The 16,691-nt window shown below is 69.8% G+C and carries 9 protein-coding genes and 1 pseudogene; 4 read left to right on the top strand and 6 right to left on the bottom strand.

Features of this window, described 5'->3' with window-relative positions:
* The first annotated feature begins 9 nt into the window (after positions 1-9).
* A complete protein-coding gene (locus ACWD2L_RS18115) occupies positions 10-3,873 on the top strand; it encodes a GH92 family glycosyl hydrolase (RefSeq protein WP_351331564.1) in 3,864 nt (1,287 codons plus the stop codon).
* A 33-nt stretch (positions 3,874-3,906) separates the two neighbouring features.
* Here the strand turns inward: ACWD2L_RS18115 and ACWD2L_RS18110 are convergent, their stop codons facing one another.
* The 4 genes and pseudogenes from ACWD2L_RS18110 to ACWD2L_RS18095 form a co-directional block, all read right to left on the bottom strand.
* A complete protein-coding gene (locus tag ACWD2L_RS18110) occupies positions 3,907-5,424 on the bottom strand; it encodes an ABC transporter substrate-binding protein (RefSeq protein ID WP_351331563.1) in 1,518 nt (505 codons plus the stop codon).
* On the bottom strand, positions 5,424-7,583 hold the full coding sequence (locus ACWD2L_RS18105; protein ID WP_351331562.1) for an ATP-binding protein: 2,160 nt from the start codon (positions 7,581-7,583) through the stop codon (positions 5,424-5,426). The genes ACWD2L_RS18110 and ACWD2L_RS18105 overlap by 1 nt, the downstream gene beginning before the upstream one ends.
* A 106-nt stretch (positions 7,584-7,689) precedes the next feature.
* Positions 7,690-10,872: an NACHT domain-containing protein gene (locus ACWD2L_RS18100; protein WP_351331561.1), complete on the bottom strand. Its 3,183-nt coding sequence runs from the start codon at positions 10,870-10,872 to the stop codon at positions 7,690-7,692.
* Between the two features lie 64 nt (positions 10,873-10,936).
* Positions 10,937-11,323, bottom strand: a pseudogene (locus ACWD2L_RS18095) (ATP-binding protein); the annotation flags it as partial.
* Between the two features lie 104 nt (positions 11,324-11,427).
* On the opposite strand from ACWD2L_RS18095, the gene ACWD2L_RS18090 reads away from it, so the two are divergent.
* From ACWD2L_RS18090 to ACWD2L_RS18080, 3 genes are read left to right on the top strand one after another with little or no spacing between them, the layout of a single operon-like run.
* The gene (locus ACWD2L_RS18090) at positions 11,428-12,252 is read left to right on the top strand and encodes a helix-turn-helix domain-containing protein (RefSeq protein WP_351331560.1); all 825 of its coding nucleotides are present in this window, start codon (positions 11,428-11,430) and stop codon (positions 12,250-12,252) included.
* A complete protein-coding gene (locus ACWD2L_RS18085) occupies positions 12,249-12,488 on the top strand; it encodes a DUF397 domain-containing protein (protein WP_351331559.1) in 240 nt (79 codons plus the stop codon). Before ACWD2L_RS18090 ends, ACWD2L_RS18085 begins: the two co-directional genes overlap by 4 nt.
* Complete coding sequence (locus ACWD2L_RS18080) at positions 12,469-12,936, top strand: hypothetical protein (protein ID WP_351331558.1); 468 nt, start codon at positions 12,469-12,471, stop codon at positions 12,934-12,936. Before ACWD2L_RS18085 ends, ACWD2L_RS18080 begins: the two co-directional genes overlap by 20 nt.
* A gap of 21 nt (positions 12,937-12,957) precedes the next feature.
* Here the strand turns inward: ACWD2L_RS18080 and ACWD2L_RS18075 are convergent, their stop codons facing one another.
* Both ACWD2L_RS18075 and acnA read right to left on the bottom strand, forming a co-directional pair.
* Entirely contained in the window at positions 12,958-13,734 is a 777-nt protein-coding gene (locus tag ACWD2L_RS18075) for a class I SAM-dependent methyltransferase (protein ID WP_351331557.1), read from the bottom strand.
* Between the two features lie 148 nt (positions 13,735-13,882).
* Positions 13,883-16,609, bottom strand: coding sequence for an aconitate hydratase AcnA (acnA, locus tag ACWD2L_RS18070; RefSeq protein WP_351331556.1), 2,727 nt, complete (start codon positions 16,607-16,609; stop codon positions 13,883-13,885).
* Positions 16,610-16,691 lie beyond the last annotated feature (82 nt).

Raw genomic sequence — 16,691 nt, 5'->3', positions numbered from 1 at the left:
GGCCCCTTTATGCGAGGCAGATCCAGACACAGACTCGGAACGGTGGCCGCGCTGGGCGCGGCCGCACTTGTGCTCTCGGCGGCGGGCCAGGGTCTCGGCCCCGCCACCACCGCCCAAGCCGCCGGGGGGAAGCCGGAGTTCCGCTCCTCCTTCGAGGCGGGGCAGCCCGCCCCGGACTGGCTGAACACCGTCGACACCGACGCCGACGGCAAGAAGCGGGCGAGCGGCGTGGACGGCGCGTACAGCAGCGGCATGCCGGGCAATGTGAACGGCCATGTCACCGACATCCGCGCGAGCGACGAGAACGCGGACGGAGGTGAGACCAAGGAGAACCTCGTCGACGGTGAGCCGACCACCAAGTGGCTGGCCTTCACGCCGACGAGCTGGGTCGAGTACGACCTCGACGGGCCGGTCAAGATCTCCAAGTACGCGCTCACGTCGGCCAATGACCACGACGAGCGCGACCCGAAGGACTGGACCCTGAAGGGTTCGGCGGACGGCAAGGAGTGGAAGACGCTCGACTCCCGCTCCGGCGAGACGTTCGACAAGCGCCAGCAGTTGAAGTCGTACGACATCCAGAGCCCGGCGGAGTACTCCCACTTCCGTATCGAGTTCACGAAGAACAACGGCGCGGACGACGCGACGCAGCTCGCCGACTTCCAGCTCTCGACCGGTGAGGACTCCGCCCCGGCCCCCGAGGACATGCTCTCGCTGGTGGACCGCGGCCCGACCGCCTCGCCCACCGCCAAGGCGGGCGTCGGCTTCACCGGCACGCGCGCGCTGCGCTACGCGGGCACGCACAAGGGCGACGGCCGCGCGTACTCGTACAACAAGGTCTTCGACGTCGATGTGGCGGTGGCCAAGGACACCGAGCTCGCGTACAAGATCTTCCCGTCGATGGCGGACGGCGACCGCGACTACGACGCCACGAACGTCTCCGTCGACCTCGCCTTCACCGACGGCACGTACCTGAGCGACCTCAAGGCCGTCGACTCCAACGGCGGGGCGCTGACCCCGCAGGGGCAGGGCGCGGCGAAGCGGCTGTACGTGAACCAGTGGAACGCGGTGAAGTCCGGGATCGGATCGGTCGCGGCCGGTAAGACGGTCGACCGGGTCCTCGTCGCGTACGACTCCCCCAAGGGGCCCGCGAAGTTCCGCGGGTGGCTGGACGACCTCAGCATCGCGAAGGCGCGGCCGGCCAAGCCGAAGGCGCACCTGAGCGACTACGCGTCGACGACCCGCGGCACGAACTCCACCGGTGACTTCTCGCGCGGCAACACCTTCCCGGCGACGGCCGTCCCGCACGGCTTCAACTTCTGGACGCCGGTGACCAACGCGGGCTCGCTGAGCTGGCTGTACGACTACGCGCGCGACAACAACGCGGACAACCTGCCCACGATGGAGGCGTTCGCGGCGAGTCACGAGCCGAGCCCGTGGATGGGTGACCGGCAGACGTTCCAGGTGATGCCGTCGGCCAAGTCCGGTGACGCGTTGGACACGTCGCGCTCCGGGCGCGCGCTGCCGTTCAAGCACGACGACGAGACGGCGACGCCCTCGTACTACGGCGTGAAGTTCCAGAACGGCGTGAAGGCGGAGATGACGCCGACCGATCACGCTGCGGCGCTCCGCTTCAGCTACCCCGACGACGACGCGAGCGTGGTCTTCGACAACGTCTCCGACCAGGGCGGTCTCACGCTCGACAAGGAGAACGGGGTCGTCACCGGCTACTCGGACGTCAAGTCCGGCCTGTCGGCGGGTGCGACGCGGCTGTTCGTCTACGGGGTCTTCGACAAGCCGGTGAAGGACGCCGACTCGTCGGGCGTGAAGGGCCACTTCACGTTCGACGCGGGCAAGGACCGCACGGTGACGCTGCGCCTCGCCACGTCCCTCATCGGCCTGGACCAGGCGAAGGACAACCTGTCGCAGGAGCTGCCGCAGAAGCGGTCGTTCGCGGACGTACGGAACGCGGCGCGCGCCCAGTGGGACACGCTGATGAAGAAGGTGGAGGTCGAGGGCGCGACGGACGATCAGCGCACGGCGCTGTACTCCTCGATGTACCGGCTGTACCTGTACCCCAACTCGGGCTTCGAGAAGGTGCGTTCGCAGGGCGGAAAGAGCAAGGCGACGTACAAGTACGCGTCGCCGTTCTCGCCGATGCCGAACCCGGACACCCCGACCCACACCGGCGCGAAGATCGTCGAGGGCAAGCCGTACGTCAACAACGGCTTCTGGGACACGTATCGCACGACCTGGCCCGCCTACTCGCTGCTGACGCCGAAGAAGGCGGGTGAGCTGGTCGACGGGTTCGTGCAGCAGTACCGGGACGGCGGCTGGACCTCCCGCTGGTCCTCGCCGGGCTACGCGGACCTGATGACCGGCACGTCGTCGGACGTGGCGTTCGCGGACGCGTACGTGAAGGGCGTCGACGACTTCGACGTCGAGTCGGCGTACAAGGCGGCCGTGAAGAACGCGACCGTGGTGGCGCCACAGGCCGGCGTCGGCCGCAAGGGCATGGAGACCTCCCCGTTCCTCGGCTACACGCCGTCGGAGACGCACGAGGGTGCGTCGTGGGCGCTTGAGGGCTACCTCAACGACTACGGCATCGCGGAGATGGGCCGGAAGCTCTACAAGAAGACGGGCGAGAAGCACTACAAGGAGGAGTCGGAGTACTTCCTGAACCGCGCCCGTGACTACGTCAACATGTTCGACGACAAGGCGGCCGGCAGCGCGTCGAGTCCGGGCTTCTTCCAGGGCAAGGACAAGGACGGCAACTGGCGTGTGAAGTCGGAGGACTTCGACCCGGCGATCTGGGGCTACGACTACACGGAGACCAACGCCTGGGGCTACGCCTTCACCGCCGTCCAGGACAGCCGCGGCCTCGCCAATCTGTACGGCGGCCGGGGCGGCCTCGCCAAGAAGCTCGACACGTACTTCGACACGCCGGAGACCGGCTCGAAGGACGTCGCGGGCTCGTACGGCGGTGTCATCCACGAGATGACCGAGGCGCGCGACGTACGCATGGGCATGTACGGCCACTCGAACCAGGTCGCCCACCACGTCACGTACATGTACGACGCGGCAGGTCAGCCGTGGAAGACGCAGGAGAAGGTCCGCGAGGTGCTCTCCCGCCTCTACACGGGCAGCGAGATCGGGCAGGGATACCACGGCGACGAGGACAACGGCGAGCAGTCGGCCTGGTACCTGTTCTCCTCGCTGGGCTTCTACCCGCTGGTCATGGGCAGCGGTGAATACGCCATCGGTTCCCCGCAGTTCACGAAGATGACGCTGCACCTGGAGAACGGCAAGGACCTGGTCGTCAAGGCGCCGAAGAACAGCGCGAAGAACATCTACGTGCAGGGCGTGAAGGTCAACGGTCGTACGTGGACGAAGACTTCGCTGCCACACTCGGCCATCGCCAAGGGTGGCGTCATCGAGTTCGCGATGGGTGACAAGCCGTCGAAGTGGGGCACGGGTGCGGACGCCGCGCCGACGTCGATCACGAAGGACGACAAGGTGCCCTCGCCGCGCTCGGACGCCATCACGGGTTCGGGCCCGCTGTTCGACAACTCCTCCGCTACGTCGGCCAGTTCATCGGGTCCGGTGGAGCTGCCGGTCGGGGCGGACGGTGCGAAGGCGGTCCAGTACACGCTGACCTCTTCGGGGGACAAGTCGAAGGCGCCGACGGGGTGGAAACTGGAGGCCTCGGACGACGCGAAGGGCTGGAAGACCGTCGACGAACGCTCCGGTGAGTCCTTCGCCTGGGACAAGCAGACACGGGCGTTCTCCGTGCCGTCCCCGGCGGCGCACAAGCACTACCGGCTGGTGTTCACCGGCGGGGCGGCGACGGTGGCGGAGGTGGAACTGCTGTCGTGACGTCCTCCCGGGTGGCGTGCCGAGCGCGGCACGTCACCCGGGGCAGTCGCCGTTGTCGAAGGTCCGGTACAGCGAGAGTTTCCGTTCGTGACGCCGGTCCGGGAACTCCACGACTGGCACCGGCTTGCACGCCGACCACTTCCGGTGCGTTTCCTGACCCGCGAAGCCGTACGTCCCGGTCGCGCCTTGGAGCATGCCCGCGCCGTTGACGGTGGGCTGCAACAGAGTCGTGTACAGCTCCTTGCTCGTGGGAATCTTCTCGCTGTTCTCGCCCTCGTTCATGTCGGCGAAGGTGCGCTTCACCGCCTCGGTGAGCAGCCGCAGGCCGTCGTAGTACGAAGCCGCGTAGCCGTCGGCCAGGGGCTTCTCGCCGAGCGTGTGCTGGGTCCTGATCTCGTTGAAGAGGTCGAGGAAGTCGTCGACGCCGGAGGGTCGGTCCGCGGAACCCCCCTTCTCCCAGTGCGGGTCGAAGGAGGCGGCGTCGACGATGGTGGCGTTCGCCTTGTCCAGGTCGCGCTCGACGTCCGGCCTGGTGAGGGTGGGTTCGAGGCCTATGCCGGTCTTCAGGATGCGCAGGGGGCGGCGGGCGCAGCTGCCCTCGTCGGAGAGGCCGTCGATGAAGCCCGGGAGGTCCTGGTCGCGGCCCGCGAAGAAGACCGTGTCCAAGTGCTCACGGCAGATCTTGTCGATCGCGTTCACGAAGAGGCCCGGCTCGCCCTCGTCGCTGCCGGAGGAACCGGTGAAGACGGAGAAGCCGGTCTTGAGGCCGTAGTCCTTGCTGAAGCGGTCCCTGAGGGTGTTCCTCAGGTCCCTGGAGTACACGTCGCCCCCGTGCTTGTCGAGCAGGAGCAACCCCTTCTTGCTGCCCTGCGGGTAGGTTTTGAGGTAGTGCTGCAGGGCGTTCGCGAACTCCTCGTCGCTCGGCGAGGTCTTGAAGAAGTACGGGAAGTTCATCGACGACGCGTTGATGACCGGGCCCACCGTGGGGATCTCGCTCGCGCTCAGTGCGGTGAGGGCGTGCTTGGTCTGTGTCTGGCTGCTGGGGATGCCCGTGACACCGACGAGCGGGTGTTTCCCGTCGTCGGCCAGCGCGTCCAACTGGTCGACCACCGGCTTCCATTGGTCGAGTTGCTTCCCGACGGGCGCGAGCATCAGCTGGACCTGCGGACCGCCCGCCCCCGCGTTCGCCTCCGTGAGCGCGGCGAGGGAGCCCGCGAGTGCGCGGCGGATCATGTCGCCGGTCATCGCGCTCGTGTCGCCCGAGGTGAAGGCCATCATCAGGGCGATACGGACGTAGGGGGTGCCGCTCTCCGACGCGACCCGGTGGTTCTCGTCGGCGATGGCGCCGAGGAGCGAGCCGATGTCGTCGTCCGCCTCGAAGGACTCCGCGGTGACGCCGATGCACTCACCGCCGATCTCGTTCAGTCCGTTGTCGCACGTGCGCAGCAGCTTCGAGCCGCCGTAGATCCCGCCGGCCACGAGCGCGAGCACCACCATCGCGGCGACGCACCAGTCCAGCGGACCCCACTCCCTGATCCTGCTGCCGAACATCAGCCTCCCTCCCCGGAGTTGGTGCCTGGGGGCACGGGTAGTTCCTGCCTCTTGCGGGCGGCCGTCGGCCAGTCGCGGGCCGCCTGCCCGAGGGCCGCGTACCAGGTGGGGTGGCGGCGCGCGAGGAAGCCCAGCTCCTCCCCCACGGCCTTGCACATCCGGTCGGCGTCCGGGTCGAGGGCGGCGTCGGCGTACGGCTCGGAGAGGTACCACAGGGCGTGCAGCAGGCGGTTGATGCTGCGGCCCGAGGGGTCGAGGCGCGCGTAGCGGGCCGCGTGCTCGCCGTCGGCGATCTCGACGCGCTGGTCGCGCCAGGTGTCGTCGGCGGGCGGCACGGGCGCGCTCGCGCAGCGCTGGAGGCACAGCAGCCAGTGCTCGACGCTCTGTTCGGCCTCCTCCGCGTCGAACTCGTCGGCGAGCATCGCGACGACCTGTTGCGGGTTTCCGGCGGCGAGGTTGTGGCGCAGGGCGTCGGCCTCCTCGGTTTCGGCGCGCTGGACGTGGTGGAGGTGGAGGAAGGCGTGCACGGAGCGCCAGCTGTGCGGTTCGTCGCCCGGCGGCAGGGTGCGCCGCGCCTCGTGGACGAGGAGGGTGCGCAGGAGGGGGCTGGTGACCAGCGGGTCGTCGGAGCCCGGGAGTTCCTGCCACTCGCGCTCGACGAGGTACTGCGCGGCGGCCGTGGCGGGCAGCTGCTCGGGGCCGACCAGGCCGAGGTCCTGGGCGAGCGCCTCGGCCGCCTTGGAGTCCCTGGCGAGGCAGAGCTTGACGAGGCGGTCGCGCTGTCTGCGGTCGGGCAGCAGGTCCCGCAGCAGCACCTCGGTGACGGCGCGGCCGCCCTCGACGCGCAGGTCGAGCAGGTCGCGCGGTACGACGGTGCGGTTCTGCTTGGCGGTCTCGACGGCGGCGTCGGCGAGGACGGTGCTGGCCGATGGGTGGCCTCCGGTGAGGGCGTGGAGCGCGGAGGCGAGGTGCGGGTGGAGCAGGCGCGAGGACGCCCGGTCGAGCATGGAAAGGATGTCGTCCCTGGTCAGCGGGGTGAGCGGGAGGACGAGGAGGCCTTCGGACGGCTCGTGCCCGGTCCGCTTCCACAGGGTGGCGGCGTGTCCGGGGCGTCTGACGCCGCCGGGCGGCAGCAGGTCGACGAGCTCCCGGCGCACGGCGTGCGGCGCGTCCTCCCGCGGCAGGTCGCCGAGCCGGGTGGCGACGACGACGGTGCGGTCGTCGTACGTGCGTCCCCCCAGGGCCCGCTGTTCCAGGAGGAGTTCGAGGAAGCGGGAGCCCGCGGGGGTGTGCGCCTCGTCGAGGAGGATCAGCGGCCAGGGCTCACGGTTGAGCCGGCGCACCAGGCCGTGCGCGTGGGCCGTCTCCTCCAGGAAGGCGGCGGTCAGGGCCTGTTCGGCCGCGTGGAGGTAGTCGCCGCCACGGTGGAAGCGGCGGGACAGCAGCCACAGCGGGTCCTCCTCGGCGATGGTGCCGTCGGGCGTGGTGTGCCGCTTGCGGAACCAGGCGCGGGCGGGGTCGAGGGGCGTTCTGGTGGCGAGTTGGCGCAGCACGGCGGCGGTGACGGGTTGCGTGCCGTCCGGGTCGTCGGGGTCGCTGTTGCGGGCGGCGGCCCGGCTGAGCGAGGTCTCGACCTGGGTGGCCCAGTCGCGGGCGACCTCGCGCTCGGTGCCCTGGGCGAGTCCGCCCACCAGGAGCATCCGGGCGTGTCTGCGGCACACCTCGTCACGCTCGTCCGTCTGCCCCACGTGCCAGCCGGACACGGCGAACAGGGCGGGCATCAGGGTCCGGAAGGTGCCGTACGTGGGGGTGAGCGCGCACACGAGGCGCTCCAGGATCTCGGCGGCCGACGCGGCGTGCTGCGGCGGCACACTGCCCTCGGGAACCTCATCGGCGATGCCGGAGGCGACGGGAGAGCCCGGTACGACGGCGCGTACATGGGCGAGCGGTAAGCGGCCCCGGTAGCCGCGGGCGAGGGCGTCGAGGAGGGCGCTGCGTCCGGTGCCGTGCTCGCCGGTGAGCAGCACGACGGGCACACCGGGCCCGAACTCACGCTTGGCGCGGGCGCGTTCGTGGAACGCCAGCCCGGTGAGCGAGGGGACGAGCGATCCCACCAGGGGTTCACGCCCGTACAGAAAGGGCGCCTTGGGCCTGGCCATCTTCGGCTGTCCTGCTTCCCTAGGGATCGTCAATTTCTGCGTGAACCCTAGAACTTACCGGTGGCGCCGATCTCTTGCCAGATGGTCCGCAAGGCCGCCGACCCCCTCACGGTTGCGGATAAATCTCCAGCTCGGCGCCCTCGGGCAGCTCCTCGACGCCCTGGACGACGCCGCCCGGATAGGCGATCCGTACGCGGCGCAGCGACGCGATTCCCTTGAGCGGGGAGAGGTCGATGTCGCCGCCCTGCGTCACGTGCAGCTCCTCAAGTCCTTGCAGGCGGCGGGACATGCGGCGCAGTTGCAGCGGGGTGCCCTGCTGGGCGTAGACGTAGAGCTTGGTCAGTTGCGGGATCTGGCTGGTCGGGTTGAAGAGGAGGGTGCTGAGCTGCTCGGCGGAGAGGCAGAGCGTGCGCAGCTCGGGCAGGCGGCCGAGCAGTCCGCCCCAGTCGTCGGGGAGCAGCCGGCTGCTCGCGTCCTGAAGGCGCAGCTCCTGAAGCGCGACGCAGCGGGTGATCTCGGCGAGTTCGGACGTTCCCGGCGGCAGCGACAGCGTCTTGAGCCGGCCGGGCCTGGGCAGTTCGGCCACGCCGCGCCAGGGGACGCCCGCGCCGATGTGCAGTGCTTCGAGCCGCGCGCACTGGTCGAGCTGTTCCAGCGGCTCGAACTGCGGGACGTTCTCCAGTACGAGGCTGCTCAGTCGCGGGAGCCGGGTGAGCGGTTCGGGGTCCTTGACGTTGCGGCAGCCCTGGAGGGTGAGGCTCTCCAGGTGCTGGAAGTCGTGGAGGAGGGACAGGTCGTCGATCCGCAGCGCGCCGCGCAGCCGCAGCTCGCGCAGATGCTCCGAAGACAGGGCGGCGCGGACGGCGTCGGGGTCGAAGTCGCCGTGGATGCCGACGCGCTCACAGCCGGGCAGGCGTGACAGGGCGTCGAGTTCGGCCTTCGAGCGGACGGTGACGGGCTCACCTGGCGCCGCTTCGAGGAGCGGGGCGATGATCTCGCGGGCGTACGTCTCGGTGTCGAAGCGGTCCCAGTGGCCGAGGAGCTGGGCGCGCACGGTGGACTGCGAGGTGGTGAGGAACTCGCGCAGGCGCGGGATGGCCGCGTCGCCGCCGATCTGGCAGATGGCGTGCGCGGTCGCCAGCTCGGCGTCCCCGTCGAGCTCGTCGGCTCTTGGGAGCAGCCCCAACAGCAGCGGCCCCGTGCGGGCGAGGACGCGGGCCTGGCGCAGGCTGCGCGGCGGGAGCATGCTCGCGGCCTCGGCCTCGATGGTCTGGCGTACGGCGGGTTCCAGCCGCGTGGCCTGTTCGAGGGAGGCGAGGGCGAGGAGGCGGATCCTGGCCTGGACGGTCACGTCCTTCTCGCGCTTTCCGCGGTCGCTCAGGCGCATCAGCAGGTCGGCCCGCCCATTGTGATCGGCTTGCGCGACGGCCATCTGCACCACGTCCTCCCACTGGTCCATGTGAGCGTGTTTCACCAGCATGCCGAAGTCACGGTCCTCAAGAACAGCCTTGGCACCCAGGTAGTCCTGAAACGTGCGGTGAATGAAGTCCACGGCGCCCGGCGCGGGCTCCCGGAGCAGCCCGGAGCGCTCCAGCAGGTATTCGAGCGCGTGCTCGGGTCCGCCGAGCTGTTCCAGGCTCGGAACCTGCGGCTGGAGGCGGCGCAGCTCGTGGATGGCGTCGTCGCGTTCCATCTGGCTGTCGTCGTTGCGGATCAGCCGGTACGCGAGCCGTTTGAGCGGCTCCGTCGCCGACTCCTCGTCGAGCCGAGGGCGGTCGTCGTCCCGCACATAGAAGTCCCGCTCCGTGTCGCGCCGCTCCAGGAGCATGGACAGGGCGGCCTTGTAGAGAGAGGCCCGGCCGTGCGGCAGAAAACCCCGGCGTTCGCGGTGCAGGGCACAAATGAGGCTGCACATCAGGGGGTTGGTGGCGAGTCGGTTTAGTTCGGGGTTGGAACGCAGGGACTCGACGAGCTTGTCGGCGAGACCCTCCGCGCCCGCCGCGACGTGCCAGCGCGCGATGAAGCGCCGCAGGTCCCCGGGGCTCAGCGGGTTGAGGCTCAGCTCGTGGAAGCCCTCGCCGCGCAGCCAGCCCGGTTCGAGCGCGGAGGGGCGGGTGGTGCACAGCCAGAGGTTGCCGGGGTACCTGCGCACCAGCTGGGCCAGCCAGTCGCGGGCGCGCCGCCGGTCGGCCTTGGGGATCTCGTCGAGGCCGTCGACGAGCAGCACCGCGCGCCCGTTGCGCAGGACGCGGACGGCCCAACCGTCGGGCTCGCTGCCGCTGAGGTCGCAGCGCATCCACTTCAGGAACTCGTCGGGCAGCGGGAGTTCGGCCCCCTGCCGGGCGAGCGTACGCAGCGGCAGCACGAACGGGACCCGCCCTATCAGCTGCGGCAGAGCGGCGGGCACGGCCTCCTGGCGCGCGGTGGTCAGGGCGAGCCACTGCACGAGCGTCGTCTTGCCGGTGCCGGCGAGACCGTGCAGCAGGATCTTGCCGCGCCCGGTGAGCGCGGTCTCGACGCTCTCCTCGGTCACGGTCTCGTAGTCGCCGTCCTCCTCGGCGGCGGCCACCGGTACGGCGGTCAGGCTCAAGTAGGCGTCGTCGAGGAGCCATTGGGGCCCGGCGGGGTCGCGGAGGTCGACGCCGTGGATGGTGAGCCACCGGTGCCGCTCGACGACGTACTGGGCGTACTCCCCCTCGAAGCGGAGGTCGTCGGCTTGGTGGTCCTCACCGGAGACGGTCCGCAGCACGCGCTCCAACAGCTCCTTTTGTTCGCGGAGTTGGCGGAAGTTCGACAGCTGCGCGCGGGCCTCGAAGCCGGGCCGCTCGGTGAAGAACCGCACGAGGTGCACACAGGCCGTGACGAGCAGCGCGTCGTGAAAGCGGGCCGCGTCCGCCGTGAGCAGCCCCTTGATGTCCCGCTCCGCCGCGCTGGACAGCGTGGCGGCCAGCTCCTCAGGACCGAGCACCACCAGGTCGACGTCGTTCATGTCCAGCTGACCGAGCGCGAAGAGCGTACGGGTGAGGGCCTGGCCCACCGCGTCGTGCTCGTCGTCGGGCAGCCTGGCCTCGTGCGGCGGCGCGGCCTGCACGGCGCGGCGCACCAGCTCGCTGGAGAGCCGATGCATGTCGTCACGGCTGAGAGCGGGGTGATCACCCACGAAGGACAGCAACGACCTTACGCGGACGGGCTTTTCACCGGGGAACTCGGCCCCCGCCACCTTCGCCGGAGGCAGCACGAACCGCTTCAGCAACGGCACCACCACCGAGGACGCGAGCTTCAGCCCCATTGCGCCCAGTTCCACCGCTCACCCCCGTCACCCACGAGTCCTCCACCATACGTGCCCCGGTCCCGGCCACCCCGAACTCGCACCACACCACCTTGCCGGGGTCCCGCTCCCCCACGCCCCACGCGTCCGCGAGCGCCGCGACGAGGATCAGCCCCCGGCCCCCTTCGTCCGGCCGCACCGCGCGCGGCACGCCGCCGCCACTGTCGTGCACCTCGACCCGGAGGCCGACCTCGTGGGGCAGGAGGCGCAGCAGGTAGCCGCGGCCCGGCGGGGCGCCGTGCAGGAGAGCGTTGGTGGCGAGTTCGCTGACGCACAGGACGATGTCCTCTGCGCGGTCGCCCTCCACGCCCCAGTCGGCGAGTGCGGCGCGGGTGAACTCGCGGGCGGCGGGGACGGATTGGCGTTCGCGGCGGCAGAAGCGGTCGCGGGGTTCGTGGTTCACGAGTGGAATGTTGCGGAGAGTGATTGACTGGCGACAGTGAATCGACCCCGACAGATTTTTTGTCGGGGTTCGAGTGGGGTCAAGAAGGAACGGGGGCGGGGAGATTGCCCGTCATGAGCCCTGCGCAACATCCGCCGAAGAACCCGTCGGCGATGAGGCTGGTCGCCGACCTCGTCGCCCTCTTCCGCAAGGCCGCCGGTTACACACAGGCGGCGCTCGCGGAGCGGCTGATAGTGGCCGAGTCGACGATCGCGGCGATCGAGCAGGCGCGGCGCCCGCTGGTGCCGAAGCTGGCGGAGTCGATGGACCAACTCCTTGAGACCAAGGGGGCGTTGGTCACGGCGGTGGCGGCGATGCCGGAGGTGGACCAGTTTCCGTTGTGGGCGGAGTCGTATATCCAGCACGAGCGGGAGGCCATCGCCCTGTCGTGGTACGACGCGCTGGTCGTGCCCGGCATCCTCCAGACCGCGGAGTACGCACGGACGTTGCTGGGGCAGCGCGTACCCGCGTACGGCGAGGACGAGATCGAGACCAAGACGGCGGCCCGTGTCGACCGCCAGGCGATCCTCCACCGGAAGGTCCCGCCGACGATGAGCTTCGTCGTGTGGGAGCCCGCGCTGAAGATGGCGTTCACCGAACCGCTGGTGCGGGCGGCGGAGTTGAGCTTTCTGCGGGCGAGCGCGGACCTGCCGGGGCTGTCGCTTCAGGTGTTGCCGCTGGATGCGCCGGAGAACGCGGGCGACGCAGGCCCGTTCACCCTCCTGGAGACCCCGGACCATCAGCATCTCGCCTACACGGAGTCCCAGCGCGGTAGCCAGTGGGTTTCCGACGCCGACGAGGTGTCCATCCTGGCTTGCAAGTATGCGATGCTGCGATCTCAGGCCCTCACGCCCAAAGCCACCATGGGCCTGCTGGATCGCCTGCTAGGAGAGCCATGACCACCGCACTTCACTGGTTCAAGTCGAGCTACAGCAGTAGCGAAGGCGGCGCGTGCCTTGAAGTCGCCTACACCTGGCGGAAGTCGAGCTACAGCAGCAGCGAAGGCGGCCAGTGCGTCGAGGTCGCAACCCACCCCTCCGCCATCCACGTCCGCGACTCCAAGAACGCCGACGGCGGCCACCTCACCGTCGCGCCCGGGGCCTGGACCACGTTCCTTGAAGCCGCTCGGGCTTGACGCGGTCCGGCGGGTCCCGGAGCTGGAGGGCCCCCGGTCGCGGCTGTGGCGCGCCGAGTTCCAGGGCACCCCGGTGATGGTGAAGCAGCTGGTCGACGCGCCGGAGGCCGCCGACCGGTACGCCCGCGAGGTCGCGTCGCTGCGCCTCGCCGCCACCGTGGACCCGCCCGTCGTCCCCCGGCTCCTCGACATCGACCCCGACGAACGCGTACTGGTCCTGGAGTACGTGGAGCATCGGCACCCAGGCCCGGACTGGCGGGTCGACTACGCGGCGGCGCTCGCGCGGCTGCACGCGGCCCGGCAGCGCCTCACGCACCGGCTGGGCGTCGTGGCCGACCAGAGCGGCGGACTCCCGGCCCTCGGCCGCCTCGCCACGGACCTGCGCGCGACCATGCTCACCCGCTGGCCGCAGCTCGCCCCGCTACCCGCGGAGCGACCTCGCGACTGACGACGCTGCGGGTCAATACACCTAGAGCCTGTCGTCCTTCACGTACACCGACACATGACTGCCGCTCTCCGAGGTGAACGGGGCGCGCTCCCAGTTCTCGTACCGCTGCTCCAGGCGCATTCCGGCGAAGCGGGCCATCAGGTCGAGCTCGCTGGGCCAGACGTAGCGGAAGGGGATGCTGCGATAGCGGCCGCGGCCTTCGGCGTCCACGGAGACGTAGTTGGAGCTGAAGCGCTGGTGAACGAGGTCGTCGTACCGGTCGAAGGCGACGCGCTCGCCGGACAGGCCGAAGATCACCGCCTCCTGGCCGGGCGGCAGGTGGCGCAGTACGGGCACGCCGACCTCGACGACGAAGCGGCCGCCGGGCGCGAGGTGGGCCGACGCGTTGCGGAACGCGTCGACCTGGGCGTCCTGCGTGGTGAGGTTGTTGATGGTGTTGTAGACGAGGTAGGCGAGGGTGAACGTGCCGGCGCCGTCGACCTTGGTCGTGGTCATGTCACCGATGGTTACGGGGAGTTCGGCCCCGCCGGGCTTGGCACGGAGCCTCGCCACCATGGCGCGCGAGAGGTCGGTTCCCGTGACGGGGACGCCGCGCGCGACCAGCGGCAGAGCGATCCGCCCGGTGCCGACGGCGAGTTCGAAGGCGGGGCCGCCGTCGGCGAGCGCCGCGAGGAAGTCCGCGGCGAGGGCCGCGCGGCGCGGGTCCTCGCCGTCGTCGTATTCGGCGGCGACGCTCTCCGGAAAGTGGCCGTCCTCGGGAGCGTCGGATGCGGGTACGGATGCGTGGTCATCGGTCACCGGGCGACGGTAGCCCGCCCGGTCGGGCCGGGTCACCTGATTTCCGCCGGCGGGGGGAGGCCGCCGCGGCTCTTGCCGACGCATGACAGAGGGCCGCACCCCCGCCGAAGCGGGGATGCGGCCCTCAACTGCCTTACTGGTGGCCCGATTACTCGCTGATCAGGCTGCGCAGCACGTACTGCAGGATGCCGCCGTTGCGGTAGTAGTCCGCCTCACCGGGGGTGTCGATGCGGACGACCGCGTCGAACTCCACGCCGGAGTCGGTGGTGACCTTGACCGTGGACGGGGTCGTGCCGTCGTTCAGCTCGGTGAGGCCCGCGATGGAGAAGGACTCCTCGCCGGTCAGGCCGAGCGAGTCGGCCGACTGGCCCTCCGGGAACTGCAGCGGGACGACGCCCATGCCGATGAGGTTCGAGCGGTGGATGCGCTCGTACGACTCGGTGATGACGGCCTTGACGCCGAGGAGCGCGGTGCCCTTGGCGGCCCAGTCGCGGGACGAACCGGAGCCGTACTCCTTGCCGCCCAGGATGACGAGCGGGGTGCCCTGCGCCTGGTAGTTCTGCGAGGCGTCGTAGATGAACGACACCGGCGCGTCACCGGCAGCGTCGGCCTGGGTGAAGTCGCGGGTGTAGCCGCCCTCCGTGCCCGGCGCGATCTGGTTGCGCAGGCGGATGTTGGCGAACGTGCCACGGATCATGATCTCGTGGTTGCCGCGACGCGAGCCGTACGAGTTGAAGTCGCGACGCTCGACGCCGTGCTCCGACAGGTACTTGCCGGCCGGGGTGTCGGCCTTGATCGCACCGGCCGGGGAGATGTGGTCGGTGGTGACCGAGTCGCCCAGCTTGGCGAGGACGCGGGCGTTCGAGATGTCCTGGACCGGCGCCGGCTCCATCTGCATGCCCTCGAAGTACGGGGGCTTGCGGACGTAGGTCGACTCGTTGTCCCACTCGAAGGTGTTGCCGGTGGGGACCGAGAGGGCCTGCCACTGGGCGTCGCCCGCGAAGACGTCCTCGTAGGACTTGGAGAACATGTCCTCGCCGATGGAGTTGGCGACGACGTCGTTGACCTCGGCCTCCGTCGGCCAGATGTCGGCCAGGAACACGGGCTTGCCGTCCTGGTCGACGCCGAGGGCGTCCTTGGTGATGTTGACCTTCATCGAACCGGCGATGGCGTACGCGACGACCAGCGGCGGGGACGCCAGGTAGTTCATCTTGACGTCGGGGTTGATGCGGCCCTCGAAGTTCCGGTTACCGGAGAGGACGGACGTCACGGCCAGGTCGTGGTCGTTGACGGCCTTCGAGACCTCGTCGGGCAGCGGGCCCGAGTTGCCGATGCAGGTGGTGCAGCCGTAGCCGACGAGGTTGAAGCCGACCTTGTCGAGGTACGGGGTGAGACCCGACTTGTCGAAGTAGTCGGTGACGACCTTCGAGCCCGGCGCGAGCGTGGTCTTGACCCACGGCTTGCGGGTCAGGCCCTTCTCGACGGCCTTCTTCGCGACGAGGGCGGCGGCCACCATCACGTACGGGTTCGAGGTGTTGGTGCAGGAGGTGATCGCGGCGACCGTGACGGCGCCGTGGTCCAGCTCGTACGTCGAGCCGTCAGGGGCGGTCACGGTGACCGGGTTCGACGGGACGCCGTTCGTCGCGGCCGGGGCGTCGGACGCGGGGAAGGACTCCTTGCCCGCCTCCTCGTCGTCCGCCACGTAGTTGCGCACGTCGGTCTTGAACTGCTCGGCGGCGTTCGCGAGGACGATGCGGTCCTGCGGGCGCTTCGGACCGGCGATCGACGGGACGACCGTGGAGAGGTCGAGCTCCAGCTTCTCGGAGAAGTCGGGCTCGGCGGCCGGGTCCAGCCAGAGGCCCTGCTCCTTGGCGTAGGCCTCGACGAGCGCGACCTGCTGGGCGTCACGGCCGGTCAGGCGCAGGTAGTTCAGCGTCTCGTCGTCGATCGGGAAGATCGCGGCGGTGGAGCCGAACTCCGGCGACATGTTGCCGATGGTGGCGCGGTTCGCGAGGGAGGTCGCGGCGACGCCCTCACCGTAGAACTCGACGAACTTGCCGACGACGCCGTGCTTGCGCAGCATCTCGGTGATCGTGAGCACGAGGTCGGTGGCGGTCGTGCCGGCCGGCAGCTCGCCGGTCAGCTTGAAGCCGACGACGCGCGGGATGAGCATCGATACCGGCTGACCGAGCATCGCGGCCTCGGCCTCGATACCGCCGACGCCCCAGCCGAGCACGCCCAGGCCGTTGACCATCGTGGTGTGCGAGTCCGTGCCGACGAGGGTGTCGGGGTAAGCCTGGCCGTTGCGGACCATGACCGTACGGGCCAGCTTCTCGATGTTGACCTGGTGGACGATGCCGGTGCCGGGCGGGACGACCTTGAAGTCGTCGAACGCGGTCTGGCCCCAGCGCAGGAACTGGTAGCGCTCCTTGTTGCGGCCGTACTCCAGGTCCACGTTCTGCTTGAACGCGTCGTTCGTGCCGAACTTGTCGGCGATGACGGAGTGGTCGATGACCATCTCGGCCGGGGACAGCGGGTTGATCTTCGCCGGGTCGCCGCCGAGGGCCTTCACGGCCTCACGCATCGTGGCGAGGTCCACGACGCAGGGGACGCCCGTGAAGTCCTGCATGATCACGCGGGCCGGCGTGAACTGGATCTCCTTGTCGGGCTGGGCCTGGGAGTCCCAGTTGCCGAGCGCACGGATGTGGTCGGCGGTGATGTTCGCGCCGTCCTCGGTGCGGAGCAGGTTCTCCAGAAGGACCTTCAGGCTGTACGGAAGGCGGGCCGAGCCCTCAACCTTGTCCAGCTTGAAGATCTCGTACGACTCGTCGCCCACGCGCAGCGTGCTGCGGGCGTCGAAGCTGTTCGCCGACACGACAGTCTCCTTCATGTGTGTGCGCGTTCCACCGCATCCTGCCGCCACGCCGACTCGACGATCCGCTAAGGTAAGGCTAAGT

This window comes from Streptomyces sp. NPDC002754, assembly GCF_053592315.1.
Note: the sequence above shows the minus strand (reverse complement) of the source record. Positions and strands in the feature narration are given on the sequence as shown.